A 12,875-nucleotide genomic window follows, 5' to 3' on the forward strand; every position below is an offset into this window, starting at 1 on the left:
GATGCAGCTGGCAAAGAAATTTGATTTTAAAAAGCAATCAAGCGCTTGGCAGCGGCAAATGCGTAGCATTCACGAATACCTTAAAAAACAATAGAAATTACATGAGTAACTTTACATAACGACAAATTATAGATACAGCTACAAGGTTTCTCGCTGGGTTCTGAGAATTTGAAATTTTCTAAAAAGTTTTTTTTGTGTACGAATATTGAAGCTACGTAAATTAAAAAGGTTGATGACCCTGTTGGTAATTCTCTTATAAGCGATAAACTTAAGGGATATTTTACATAATAGAATTATAGCTACTGATATTTTAAACATTCCAGTAAAACTGCTTTTACATACGCGAGAAAAAGTGATTACCCGGTGGGTGATCGCTTTTTTCGGCGAGAAGATGCGGCTGCAATGATATAGAACACTGGCGTGTCACTATATCTGCAATTATGTAAAATGCAAGCATGCGCCGTTTTACAATTTAAACATAAGTGTACTATAATGTTCTGCGTTATGTAACTTGAGCTTTGGTTAAAAGCGAAAGTTGTTACTACAGTTTATTGAAAAAATTTATTCTAAAAGTTACTTCTGCAATGTTAATGTAACACTTTTTATGCGACGACGTAGGAGGGAAGCATAATGTGTGTGGAATGGAATGTTTTAATAATTTATCTAGCTAGCACAAACATTACGTTTTAAAAGCATGTACTCACCTTTGTTTTTAAACTCGCGAATGGAAACACCAACATACTTTTTAAACGTTCTTGAAAGATGACTTATATCTGTAAACCCCAATTCATCAGCTATTTCACTTAAACTATAATCAGAATTTAACAACCGAATTTCAACAAGTTTCAATTTCGCCTTTATGATATATTCTCTTAGCGGCATTTTTACTTGTTTCTTAAAAAACTCACTAACATAAGTTGGTGACATAAAAAACACTTGAGCTAAGTTTTCAACTTTAAGTAAGTTAGTTTGATCAATATTCTCATTAATATAGGTGAGCATTTTTGTTATCCTATCATCCGTATTGTTTTCGGAGACCTCATAAATATCACCCTTTTTAATATTTCTAATCAAAATTTCTAAAATACTGGTCATTAAACTTCTTATTAGAGAAATAGACTCTTTACTATAGTTTCTAGATTCTTGTAAAATCATGGTAATCAGGTTTTCCAAGTATTGCCTATCCACTTCACTTTTAATAATATCTCCTGGTAACTGATTGTAATTAGAAAGAATATAAGCAGCTTCTTTAAACCACTCATCTCTATCAATGGATACTTTGTTGACTCCCTTAAAAAATGAATCGGTGAATTTTAGAAACACAAATTTTGAAGGCGTTTCAATATCAAACTTATGACATTTTAAAGGTGGAAGTAAGAACATACTACCCGAACTATATTCATAATCATTGTAATTAATACATTGTGTCCCGCTACCTTGTTTTACTAGAACTAATTCAAAAAAGTTGTTTTTAACGGCTCTAGGAATCCATTTTGACAATTCTAATTCTTGTATTTCAAAAGGTTTGTATGCTTATAAAACTTCCATATTTCATTGGTTTTTATACAAATCTATGTAAAATAATATAATTTAAACCGAAAAACTAACTATAAACCTCTAAAAATACATAAACAACCATTCGTTGTACAAAGATAGGATTTGATATTGCCTGTAACTTTGCAGTGTAATTAAAAATGAAATTATTAATCAACTTTAAAAATTATAAAAATGAAAAAATTAGTATTAATAACTGCCTTATCTTCATTAGTACTAGTGATGTGCAAATCACCAAATGAAAAAAAGAATGTTCAATCTGAAGGAACAACAACTCAAATCGAAAAAGTTACACATGAAATAAAAACTGCTGAAACCGTATTTTCCAGTCAAGATATTAGACCAGGAAATTTAGCAGTAACAAGCAATGGAAGACTATTCGTTACTATGAACCCTTTGGTTGCACCAACAACTAAAGTATTTGAATTAAACAAAGATGGTAAAAATGTTTCATATCCTAATGATGAATATGCAACTGGAGTCAATTCAATCTTAAAAGCTGTAATTGGTATTAGAGCAGACAGTAAAGACAATCTTTGGTTATTAGATATGGGAGCAAAACAATTTGTGATTTGGGATACTAAAAACGAAAAATTAGTAAAAACTATTGCCATTCCAGAAGCTGTGATAAAGCCAGCTAGTTTTTTACAAGATTTTATTATTGATGAAAAACACAATCGAGTTATCATTGCTGATATGACTCAAGGCGATTTAAAAAGCGCACCAGAACCTGCTTTTATTGTTATAAACACTGAAAATGGCGAAGCTAAAAGAATGGCACAAAACCATCCATCAATGATGCCAGAAATGGAAGGTGGTTTTGCATTGAATCCAATTGCTATCGATCCCAAGTTTAATTGGGTATATTTTGGAGCATTACATGGAAAAACAATGTACAGAGTACCTGCAAGTAGTTTCAATTCTGATGAAGAATTAGTGAATACCATAGAAAGATTTGGTGTTAAATCTTTTTCTGATGGAATGGCTGTTGATAAAAACGGAAACGTTTATGTAACTAATGTTGTAGATGGTGAAATAGGATTATCCACAAAAGAAGCCTATACAACGCTAGCTAAAATTCCAGAAGGACAATCATGGCCAGATGGTTTATACGTTGCTGACGACGGGTTTATTTATGGTACAGTAGATCAATTAAACAGAACTGCTGCTTTAAACAATGGTGAAGACGTAAGTACTGGACCTTATTTAGTTGTAAAAACAAAACTTTTAAAATAACATAAAAACATTTTAAAAATAATAATCATGAGCAAGTTAACAGTTGTAGCCAGAATAGTAGCTAAAGAAGAAAAAAGAGAATTTGTAAAAGCAGAATTATTAAAATTAATTCCAATTACAAGAGCCGAAAAAGGAAATATAAATTATGACCTACATCAAGATAATGAAAATCCAAACCTATTTTTATTTCATGAAAATTGGGAAAGTAGAGAGCTATGGCAAGAGCATATGAATAATGAACATTTAGCTGAATACTTAAAAGTTACTGATGGTGCTGTTGAAGAATTTATCTTAAATGAAATGACCGTTATTGGTTAATAGTTGTACGAGCGTATTCATAATCGGATACGTTTTTACTTTCAATACTAAATATCATGATATCTAATAAAAAAATAACCATTGGCGTAACGAATTTATCTTTTCACAGAATAGCGGCTTCATTAGTAACAAATATTCTCCTGGATATGGGTTTTGAAGTAAATCGTATTTATGAGCACCATGAAAAAAACTTCCAAAACCTAAAAGAAGGAAAAACAGACCTTTTAACATCTGCTTGGTTACCTTCTAGTCATGGTGGATATAGGGCAGAAGTTCAAAAAACGGTTCCACTTACAAATTTAGGACTTCATTACAAGCCTTATGCCTTATGGGGAGTTCCAGAATATGTTTCAAAGAAAGCTGTTACTGAAGTGAAAGATTTATTAAAACCAGAAGTATTAGCAAAAATGAATCGTAGAATTCAAGGTATTAATCCTGGAGCTGGTATAAGTCGTTTTTCTGCTCAAATGATTACCGATTACAATTTAGGTGAAGCTGGATACTCTTTTCATACAGGAACAGAAGAAGATTGTTTCAGTGCTTTTGAAAACGCCGTTGCTAATAAAGAGTGGATTGTTGTGCCTTTATGGAAACCACAATTTTTACATTATAAACACAAAATTAGAGAACTTAAAGACCCAAAAGGTTTATTAGGAGTTGTGGACGAAGCTGTTTTATTAATTAGAGATGATAAAAAAGATTTATTCTCTTCAGAGCAATTAAAAGTTTTAGACAGCCTTCGTTTTGGCAATGATGTTATCGCTGAATTGGATTATAAAGTAAGCGTTGAAGGTATGGACATAGATAAAGTAACCAAAACTTGGTTAGAACAAAATAGATAATTTAAAAAAAACATATAATGAAAGCAATAGGATTTAAACAATCATTACCAATACAAGAAGAAAATAGTTTCATTTTATTTGAAACAGAAAAACCAAGTCCAACAGGATTTGACATTTTAGTTAAAGTTCAAGCAAACTCTGTAAATCCAGTAGATTTTAAAATTAGAGAATCTGCTGCAAAAGATGCAGTTTTAGAAACACCAAAAGTTATTGGGTGGGATGCTGTAGGAATAGTGGAAGCTGTAGGTGAAAAAACATCAAAATTTAAAGTAGGTGATGAAGTTTTTTATGCAGGTGACATTACACGAAGCGGAAGTAATGCTGAATTTCAATTAGTCGACGAGCGTATAGTAGGTCGTAAACCAAAAAACCTAACAATTGCTGAAGCTGCAGCAATGCCTTTAACAAGTTTAACTGCTTATGAAGCAATATTTGATAGAATTAAAATTAATCCAGAAAAAGACCAAGGCAAAACCGTTTTAGTTTTAGCAGGTGCTGGAGGAGTTGGTTCTATTGCTATTCAATTGGCTAAAAAACTAGGAAATTTAACCGTAATTGCCACAGCTTCAAGACCAGATTCAATTGCTTGGTGTAAAGATTTAGGCGCTGATTTTGTGGTAAATCATCACAACTTAAAAGAAGAATTAGAAAAAATTGGGCATTCTCAAGTGAACTATATTTTGGATTTTGTGGACTTAGAAGGCTATTGGGAAACAGCTGCAGAAATTATAAAACCACAAGGACATATTGTTTCAATTACAGAAAGTAGTAAACCGTTAAATTTAAACATTATGAAATCTAAGAGTGTTACTTTTTCTTGGGAATTAATGTACACACGCTCTATGTTTAACACAGAAGATATGGATAGACAACACGAAATTTTAAATCATGTTGCAGACTTATTAGACAATGGCACTTTAAAATCAACTTTAACAACCACACTTGAAGGGTTTACAGTAGCGAATTTAAAGAAGGCACATGAAGTACAAGAATCAAGTAAATCTATTGGAAAAACAGTTATTTTATTTTAATCAAAATAAGTATATAAAATGAGTACAAAAAAAAGTATTAGTAGCAGTAATCATTTCTTTATTATTTATAATAAATACAAATGGACAGGTAACAACCATTGATTCTGTAGCAACCTCTAAAGTCCAACATTTCAATTTTGATGACATGCCATCTGAAACTATTGGCGAAGGTATCAAGCGTAAATGGTTTCATGGAGAAAAAGGTCAAATGACCATTTTTAATTTAGAAAAAGGAGCACATATTCCTTGGCACAAACATCCAAACGAACAGATTACTTACATCATGTCTGGTAAAGTAAAAATTAAAACCATAATTGATGGAAAAGAAACTATTGTTGAAGTTGGAGCAGGAGAAGTTATCGTGTTCCCTGAGAATGTACCACATGAATTTTGGGCTTTAGAAAAAACGGTTGATTTAGATGTACATGTTCCTGTTCGTCAAGATTGGTTAACTAAAGAATTACCAGATTATTTAAAAAAAAGCAAGTAAAATGAAAGATTATATAATCACTTTAAGCCTAATTATAACAGCTATGACAACAAATGCTCAAACAGTAATAACAGATTCTGAAGTTTTTGCAACTACAGAACAGGCAGTTGGTAATATTACATTTACAAACTCCGGAGATTTAGTGTATAGTCATCATCCTTTTTTTGCACCAGAAAACAGAGTCATGATTATGGATGCTAAAACCAAGGAAAGCAAACCGTTTCCTAATAAAGCATGGAATACACCAAGAGACACAGACGATAATTTTTTAAGTAATGTCCTCGGAATAAGAAATGATAAAAATGGCATTGTATGGATGTTAGATATGGCACAACGTGATAATGTAACACCAAAAATTGTAGGTTGGAACACTAAAACTAACCAATTAGAGCGTATATATTACTTACCAAAATCTTCAGTTCCAAAAGAATCACAACCTAATGATATGGTTGTTGATACTAAACATGGATTTTTTATTATTGCTGATGAAGGCATTGGAAATGGAGGAGATGGCAGTAAAGGGGCTTTCATTATTGTGGATATGAAAACAGGTAAAACACGTCGTTTACTGGAAGGTACACGCACAACCTTACCAGAAAACACACCAACAATAATTAACGGAAAACATTTAGCTGTAAATGATAAAGATTTATTGGTTGGTAATGATGGTATTACTGCAGATGCTAATTTTGAATATGTCTACTACGGACCATTAAATGGTACAAAAATCTACAGAATTAAGACCTTAGATTTAGTAAATGAAAACTTAACCGAAGTAGAATTAGACAGTAAAATCGATACCTATTCTGAAAAACCAAACAATGGCGGAATGAGTATTGATACTGCAGGAAACCTTTATCTCACTGCTTTAGAGACTAAAAGCGTAGCTGTAGTTTTGACAAAAGATAGAAGTGTAAAAACCATGACTAAAGATAAAAACATGGTATGGCCAGATGGTGTAAGTTACAACCATGTAGATGGCTATATGTATGTTTCTGCAGCACAAGTAAACAAAGGTGCAGTTTTTAATAATGGTACAGATCAGTCAACAAAACCGTTTTACATTTTCAGATTTAAGCCATTGGTAAAAGGAGTTTCTTTTAGATAATTATGTAAAATAGAAACTCGATTTTAACTCGGCCTCATAAAATTTTGGTAAAACAATAAGGTGAAGTGAGCGTGCATATTTTAGGGGTTTAGTAATACGGTTTCTTAACAGTTTCAATTGTACAAGGTATTTCTAAGCGCTGTTAACTAGCTACAATGGTTCCTAAAATATAGCGAATAAGCCGTAAATTGTTTCCAAAAGTTTATGCAGCCTTGAATTTTTGTTTCTTTTGTTTCAAGACAAAAGATAATGAAAGTAAAAAAAAAAGATTAATTGAAAGATTAAATATAACAAGTGCATAGAATTTTATTTTTCTTAAAATTTATGCTCTTGTGGCAATCCACGAGAATCGTCTAAAATTTTTTATTACGTACATTTTATCAAATACGCGATTTTTAATAAGAGCAAAAAAAGGTTAGCTTTTATTTTGGCGTTGGCAAGCGTTGGAAAATTGTGTGTAAAATAAATTGCCAGAGCAATTTATTTTATAAAACAATCGAGCGGTTGGTAGCGGCTATTTTACATAACGGCTAATTATAGATACAAATGTTTTTTAAACGCTGCGAAGCAAACCGCTTATTAGTTTAATGACCCAAGTTCCAATTATTCTTATGAAAACGAATGCTTCTGGGATATTTTACATAATACTACATTATAGCTATCAAATGGATAAACCACTCTTATTAACTAAACAATATATTTGTATTATAATTTATATTATGTAAAATAGAATATTTGAGAGGCCCTACTGTTAGGAGAATTCAAACTTTTGGAATGTTTTATAAAATTTAAAAGATGTGTGCTAAAAAAGTCCTCTCTTCTTCTTGTGATGACTAAGCCGGTCAGACGTATATGAATAAAACAATAATGTTTGGTTAAATCCAGGTTTCCCCAAAGATCCAACCAAACATTACAAACTAGCGTAAACGCTTAAGCAAAATAGGCAAATAGTTAATGGCTTGAACAAATGTTCAAATATTCATCGACACCTTCGTTAAGTCTTCGAAACTCCGCCAATTGCTTTTTAGCGCGCTCTAGGTGCGCGTTTACAGCTTTACGGGTATCTTTTAACGAGGAAATAATTTCACGGTTGGTATGGCTTAAAGAATCCATTTTAGAGCGTAGGTTCTCTATACTTTCGTACAAACTGTAGGTTTTAGGCTCGCATCGGTAGGAATTCAATTTCGTACGTAACTGTATCAAATCCTTTTGATTGCGTTCTAACCTAACAACAATTGCATTTTTTTCATTTTCTTCTAATCTGGGTCTGCTTCGCTCGAGTGTTGTCATAGTACAAAGATTTTTAGGGTTGATGAGATGCTTTCGTGTTCCTTACTAAGTTAAGAAAAATCCCTCAAAAAAACACGCTTAACACCCACATAATCAACATTTAACATGAAATTTATATTCTTTGCTATACTATGTCCCAAGCCAAATATTCATTTTTTATACAGAAGTTATCAACCGATAATCAACTGAAAAATAAGCTCTTATGTTAAGAATTTACTTACAGTAAATCCACCTACATCACCGCCAGTAGCTCCCCTGATTTTTTCGCATATTTTCCTAGAATTCTACTAATCAGTACCATAAATCCTCCCGAATCGATAAAAACACCTGTGTTTCTCAATACTAAAATGTCAGAATTTCCTCCAGTGCTTCCTGAAAATTTCAAAAAAAATACCCCTAAAAAGCACTGGGCTCCTTAAGGGCATCTCCTGTTTAGGTGGTTATGTTTATTCTTCGTCCTCGAACTCGATTTCTGCCATGGTACGTGACAAACGGTTCGAAAACGGGTCCTTGATCAAGTCTTGTAACAATCGCTCCCTCTTTCTTTCCGAAATGCTAAGGGTATCTAAAATTTCCCGGCGGCGTTTTACTTCGGCAATACGCTCTTCCTTTAATTGTTCCCGCTCCTTGGCACTCAGTATCAATTCGGGCTCAAAGCGCTCCATTACCGTGTACTTGGTAACTTCCGCTGGCTTCTCTTGGGCCGATACTCCCCCTGCGTACATACAGACACAGGCAGTAATCAGCAAAAGATGATTTTTCATAACTGCTTCATATAGGTTCTTTTACGAAGATAGTAAATTGTTTGACAGGGTTCCTATTTCTCCCCTTACATTCATATTGGGCGGTATTTCCCGCCCTTTTACCGATATATTGAAATAGTTTATCTTTATATACCGCTATTTTCTTCCTTATGAAAGCACTTCTTATCACCTTCGTTCTCTGCACCACCAATCTCTTTTGCCTTAGCGCACAGACCACCGAGATCGTATCGGCCGATATCGGCTTTACCTTCGTTTCCAAAGATGTCGAAGGCAGCATTTCAGGCTTTAAGTCCACTTCGCACATAGACCTCGACCATATCGCCCAATCAAAACTCCAGGGTTCGGTAAGCGTGGCCACCCTAAAAACGGGTAATTTTTTAAGGGACTGGTCTCTAAAGGGAAGTAAATATTTCAATGCGGACGAATTTCCGGAAATTACTTTTGAAAGCGAGACGATCCGCGAAACCGAAAAGGGCATTACGGTCACCGGAAAGCTTACCTTAAAGGGAGTCTCCAAAACCATCCAGATCGACTTTATAAAAAAGGAGGCACAATGGGTGGGTAGCACTACCCTATTTTCCTCCGATTTCGGTATTGCCATAAAAAAGGAAAGGGCCGACAACAAGGTCCTTGTTCAAATCAACCTTAACCTAGCCCCATAAATCCACACGTCCATCACAATTTCGGCACTCGCCTTGAAATGGATCAAATCCTTTCGCTTTTGCGCATTTCAACAACCGTAAAAATGAATTATCTTCGCAGCCGTAAAAATTATGTATTATGTGGGTTTGGATCCTTTTTATTGCTCTGATCATCTTTTTTCTGGCACTTGACCTCGGTGTGTTCAACAAACACGAACACGTTATAAAAAGCAAGGAAGCGGCTATATGGACGGCCATTTGGGTCTCTGTGGCCCTAGCCTTCAGCGGCGTCATCTATTGGCTGTTTTCCAGTGGCATAGTCGAAAACCCCACAAATCTCACACCCAACAAGGCCGTTCTAAAATATATTACCGGCTACCTTATAGAGCTATCGCTCAGTATCGACAACGTTTTTGTGATCGCGGTCATCTTTTCGTCCTTTAAGATACCGGCCCTCTACCAGCACCGGGTCCTCTTTTGGGGAATCTTGGGGGCCATCGTTTTTAGGGGCCTGATGATTTTCTTCGGCGTGGCCCTGATCACCAAATTCGAATGGATCATCTACGTCTTCGGCCTCTTCTTGTTGTGGACGGCCTATAAGATGCTCAAAGGGGACGATGAGGACTTCAACCCCAAAGATTCCTGGGTATTCAAACAGATCAGACGGGTCTACCCCATTACCTCTACCATGCACGGCCATGATTTCTTTATCAAAAAACGGGGACTCAAAGCGGCAACACCGCTTTTTGTGGCCTTGGTTGTCATAGAACTGACCGATGTATTATTTGCGCTGGATAGTATTCCCGCCATTTTGGCCATCACGGCAGACCCTTTTATCGTATTCAGTTCCAACATATTGGCCATCTTAGGTTTGCGTTCCATGTACTTCTTGATCTCTAGGATGCTGGCGAAATTCAGGTTTATCAACTACAGCCTTGTGGTCATTCTGGCCTTTGTAGGCCTAAAAATGCTGTTCTCCCATCAAATCGAACTTCCGGAATGGTTATCCCTCGCAGTGATATCCGTCTCCTTGTTAGCGGGTATAGCGGCCTCCCTCCTTATTCCTGTCAAGGAGGAAGAAGCGAATGAGGAATAGATCTATTGGTCGGGATAAAGGAAAAATCGGGAGCTTGACCCATCAGTTTTTGAACAAGGCCCCGTACAACTTGCCTACGCCCCAATTTCCCAAGGGAAAGTAAAGCGCAAAGAACAAGGCCATCGCCAAACTGAAGTTCCGAATACCAAAAAATCGGTCCATTAAATTATCGGGATAGGCATAGGAAGTCCCAAAACAATAGCCCCCGAATTCCAAAAAGCCCATCGCTACCAGTCCGTAGGCATACTGGGTATGGAAGGGAAGCTTTCTAAGCAACAAGGATATGGGCACCATATATAGAAGGTAACAGCTGATTACCTGCCACCAATAGGTAAACTTGGCGATTTCCATCGCAGTACCAAAGCAGTTCATCCCCATGCCCCAACTGAAATAAACGATACAATAGAGTACCCATAAACGCCTATCTACCAAAAGTTTGGGTTTTGCCCAGGCCAAAAACTCAGCTATCATGTTATTTGGCTTCAAGTTTGGCGTCGATAATACCGAGCGCATCCTTTACGGTTTGCATTTTGTCCATGTCGGCATTCTCCAACATAATATCGAACTCGTCTTCCACATCGAGTACAATATCTACCAAATTGGCCGAATTGATATTGAGCTCACTGATAAAATTACTTTCCAAGCCAATGGCATCGACAGAAACATCTTCGGGCAAATACACCTTTATAATGTCTTTTAGCTTATTGTACTTTGTCTCTTCCTCCATAATTTTCAAGTCGATTCTATTTCTTTACGTTTCGTTTTAATCCGTATACCGTTTAAAAATAACACAAGCATTGACATCGCCAAAACCAAAACTGGCTTTTGCCAAAATTGAAGGCTTATAAGCCCTACTTTTTTGGGGGATGGCCCTCTGGTCTATAATCTTGGATATTTCAGGATGCACGTCTTCGCAATTCAGGTTTCCGAAAAGCACTTCCTTTTCAAACTGAAGCACGGCCGCCACACATTCGATACTGCCCGCGGCCGACAGACAATGTCCGAAATAGCCCTTGAAAGAATTGACATAAGGGAAATCCGTCCCCGAACGCCCTAATGCGGCACTCCAATTGGCGATTTCCAGGGCGTCCTTGCCCGTGGCCGTCAAATGTCCGTTGATCGCATCGATATCGGCGCTATCGATACCCGAATTGCCGATCGCCTGTAAGATGCAGCGTTGTACGGCTTCGCTATTGGGGGCGGTCATACTGCCATCTCCCCTTTGGCCACCGCTGTTTACCGCACCGCCCAGGATTTCGGCATAGATATGGGCACCGCGGGCCCGGGCACTTTCCAAGGATTCCAAGAGCAAGGCCCCTGCCCCACTGCCCGGTACGAATCCCGCTGCGGTGGCACTCATGGGCCTACTCGCCACTTCCGGACGGTCATTGTACTGCCGGGGAAGGATGCGCATGGAATCAAAACCGGCCCAGACATAGGGACCGCTATCACTGCAGCTTCCGACCAACATACGTTCGGCCTGCCCCTGCGCGATACGTTCATAGCCCATAAGAACGCCTTCGGTTCCCGTGGTACAGGCCGAGGAATTGGTGGTGACCTGATTCCCGCATCCCAAAATACCGCCCAAATAGGCGCTGACCCCACTGGCCATGGTCTGTATAACACTGGTACTGCCCAATCGGCGTACGTTCTTTGCATCGATTTGATGAATGGCTTCCCGAAACTTGGCCACGCCCAAGGTCCCCGACCCGAAAAGGACCCCACTGTCCCAATCCGGCGCTTCCTTTTCGGCTATCGCCAAGCCGGCATCTTTCCAGGCATCGCTTCCGGCGATTACCCCGTACATAATGCCCGTAGCATTCAGGCCCCGTAATTGTAAAGGCGTAAAGTATCGGGCGAGCAATTCCTCGGTAAGTTCCGGTTGGGCCGCGATCTGACAGCCGAATTCCAGCTCTTTTAACCCGGGCTGAAAGCGGATACCACTTTTTCCGACGGCCATGGCCTCGGCAAAATCCCCTAGGCCTATTCCGTTGGGTGCACATACGCCCATTCCCGTAATCACTACTCTTCTACGCATGGGTATGGGTTTTGAGCATTCCTGATATTTCACCTTTACAGACCAGCTTCCCTTCGGAATTATGCATTTTTACGCTACACTTCAGTTTATTGAACCGAAAATATAGTTTTTGGGAGCTTACGCTTACCTTTTCATTCGGAAAGACAGGAAGCAAAAATTCCATTTGGCTACTGCTGAGTCCGATTTCCACTCCCTTGGAAGCCTCCCCCAATAAAAAGATACCCAGGCACACCAAGCCGATCTGCGCACAGCATTCGGTCAAGATAACACCCGGGGTTACGGGAAGGTCCTTAAAGTGCCCCTTATAGAAATACGAATCCCCATAAAAGGTATAACTGCCCGTAGCTCCGTTTTCATCGACCGCGATCAGCTCGTCAACGAACAGAAAGGGTTCCGCATAGGGCAATTGGTCTATGATATGGCTATGATCCATTATTTGATGGTTCTATTATGTTTTGATCTTTACT

The 12,875-nt window shown here is 37.5% G+C and carries 15 protein-coding genes; 8 read left to right on the forward strand and 7 right to left on the reverse strand.

Annotated features, from left to right (window positions below):
* Nucleotides 1-663: 663 nt before the first annotated feature.
* Nucleotides 664-1,500: an AraC family transcriptional regulator gene (locus tag B4Q04_RS09690; RefSeq protein WP_236630995.1), complete on the reverse strand. Its 837-nt coding sequence runs from the start codon at nucleotides 1,498-1,500 to the stop codon at nucleotides 664-666.
* A gap of 228 nt (nucleotides 1,501-1,728) precedes the next feature.
* On the opposite strand from B4Q04_RS09690, the gene B4Q04_RS09695 reads away from it, so the two are divergent.
* From B4Q04_RS09695 to B4Q04_RS09720, 6 genes are all read left to right on the forward strand, one after another.
* Complete coding sequence (locus tag B4Q04_RS09695; RefSeq protein ID WP_088696689.1) at nucleotides 1,729-2,790, forward strand: L-dopachrome tautomerase-related protein; 1,062 nt, start codon at nucleotides 1,729-1,731, stop codon at nucleotides 2,788-2,790.
* A 27-nt stretch (nucleotides 2,791-2,817) separates the two neighbouring features.
* Nucleotides 2,818-3,108 (forward strand): putative quinol monooxygenase, encoded by a 291-nt coding sequence (locus B4Q04_RS09700; protein ID WP_088696690.1) that lies wholly within the window; start codon nucleotides 2,818-2,820, stop codon nucleotides 3,106-3,108.
* Nucleotides 3,109-3,164: 56 nt separating this feature from the next.
* Nucleotides 3,165-3,950, forward strand: a complete 786-nt coding sequence (locus B4Q04_RS09705; protein ID WP_088696691.1) for a glycine betaine ABC transporter substrate-binding protein — start codon at nucleotides 3,165-3,167, stop codon at nucleotides 3,948-3,950.
* A gap of 17 nt (nucleotides 3,951-3,967) precedes the next feature.
* Nucleotides 3,968-4,981, forward strand: a complete 1,014-nt coding sequence (locus tag B4Q04_RS09710; RefSeq protein ID WP_088696692.1) for a zinc-binding alcohol dehydrogenase family protein — start codon at nucleotides 3,968-3,970, stop codon at nucleotides 4,979-4,981.
* Nucleotides 4,982-5,126: 145 nt separating this feature from the next.
* A complete protein-coding gene (locus B4Q04_RS09715; protein ID WP_236630996.1) occupies nucleotides 5,127-5,471 on the forward strand; it encodes a cupin domain-containing protein in 345 nt (114 codons plus the stop codon).
* Between the two features lies 1 nt (nucleotide 5,472).
* Entirely contained in the window at nucleotides 5,473-6,579 is a 1,107-nt protein-coding gene (locus tag B4Q04_RS09720) for a major royal jelly family protein (protein WP_236630997.1), read from the forward strand.
* A 951-nt stretch (nucleotides 6,580-7,530) separates the two neighbouring features.
* On the opposite strand, the gene B4Q04_RS09725 is transcribed toward B4Q04_RS09720, so the two are convergent.
* Together B4Q04_RS09725 and B4Q04_RS09730 are read right to left on the reverse strand one after the other, a co-directional pair.
* Entirely contained in the window at nucleotides 7,531-7,869 is a 339-nt protein-coding gene (locus B4Q04_RS09725) for a hypothetical protein (protein ID WP_013995701.1), read from the reverse strand.
* Nucleotides 7,870-8,315: 446 nt separating this feature from the next.
* A complete protein-coding gene (locus tag B4Q04_RS09730) occupies nucleotides 8,316-8,633 on the reverse strand; it encodes a hypothetical protein (protein ID WP_013995702.1) in 318 nt (105 codons plus the stop codon).
* Nucleotides 8,634-8,782: 149 nt separating this feature from the next.
* On the opposite strand from B4Q04_RS09730, the gene B4Q04_RS09735 reads away from it, so the two are divergent.
* Both B4Q04_RS09735 and B4Q04_RS09740 read left to right on the forward strand, forming a co-directional pair.
* Nucleotides 8,783-9,295 carry a YceI family protein gene (locus tag B4Q04_RS09735; protein WP_088696694.1) on the forward strand — a complete coding sequence of 171 codons (513 nt, stop codon included), beginning with the start codon at nucleotides 8,783-8,785 and terminating at the stop codon, nucleotides 9,293-9,295.
* A gap of 118 nt (nucleotides 9,296-9,413) precedes the next feature.
* Entirely contained in the window at nucleotides 9,414-10,370 is a 957-nt protein-coding gene (locus B4Q04_RS09740; RefSeq protein ID WP_088696695.1) for a TerC family protein, read from the forward strand.
* A 42-nt stretch (nucleotides 10,371-10,412) separates the two neighbouring features.
* Here B4Q04_RS09740 and B4Q04_RS09745 read toward each other — a convergent pair whose 3' ends face one another.
* The 4 genes from B4Q04_RS09745 to B4Q04_RS09760 are packed head-to-tail and all read right to left on the reverse strand — an operon-like array spanning nucleotide 10,413 to nucleotide 12,841.
* Nucleotides 10,413-10,841, reverse strand: a complete 429-nt coding sequence (locus B4Q04_RS09745) for a hypothetical protein (protein ID WP_236630998.1) — start codon at nucleotides 10,839-10,841, stop codon at nucleotides 10,413-10,415.
* Nucleotide 10,842: 1 nt separating this feature from the next.
* Nucleotides 10,843-11,097 carry a phosphopantetheine-binding protein gene (locus B4Q04_RS09750; protein ID WP_013995706.1) on the reverse strand — a complete coding sequence of 85 codons (255 nt, stop codon included), beginning with the start codon at nucleotides 11,095-11,097 and terminating at the stop codon, nucleotides 10,843-10,845.
* Between the two features lie 36 nt (nucleotides 11,098-11,133).
* Nucleotides 11,134-12,408, reverse strand: a complete 1,275-nt coding sequence (locus tag B4Q04_RS09755) for a beta-ketoacyl-[acyl-carrier-protein] synthase family protein (RefSeq protein ID WP_088696696.1) — start codon at nucleotides 12,406-12,408, stop codon at nucleotides 11,134-11,136.
* Nucleotides 12,401-12,841 (reverse strand): 3-hydroxyacyl-ACP dehydratase FabZ family protein, encoded by a 441-nt coding sequence (locus B4Q04_RS09760; RefSeq protein ID WP_088696697.1) that lies wholly within the window; start codon nucleotides 12,839-12,841, stop codon nucleotides 12,401-12,403. The genes B4Q04_RS09755 and B4Q04_RS09760 overlap by 8 nt, the downstream gene beginning before the upstream one ends.
* Between the last annotated feature and the right edge of the window lie 34 nt (nucleotides 12,842-12,875).

The organism is Zobellia sp. OII3 (assembly GCF_002211465.1).
In the GTDB taxonomy this organism is placed as follows: domain Bacteria; phylum Bacteroidota; class Bacteroidia; order Flavobacteriales; family Flavobacteriaceae; genus Zobellia; species Zobellia galactanivorans.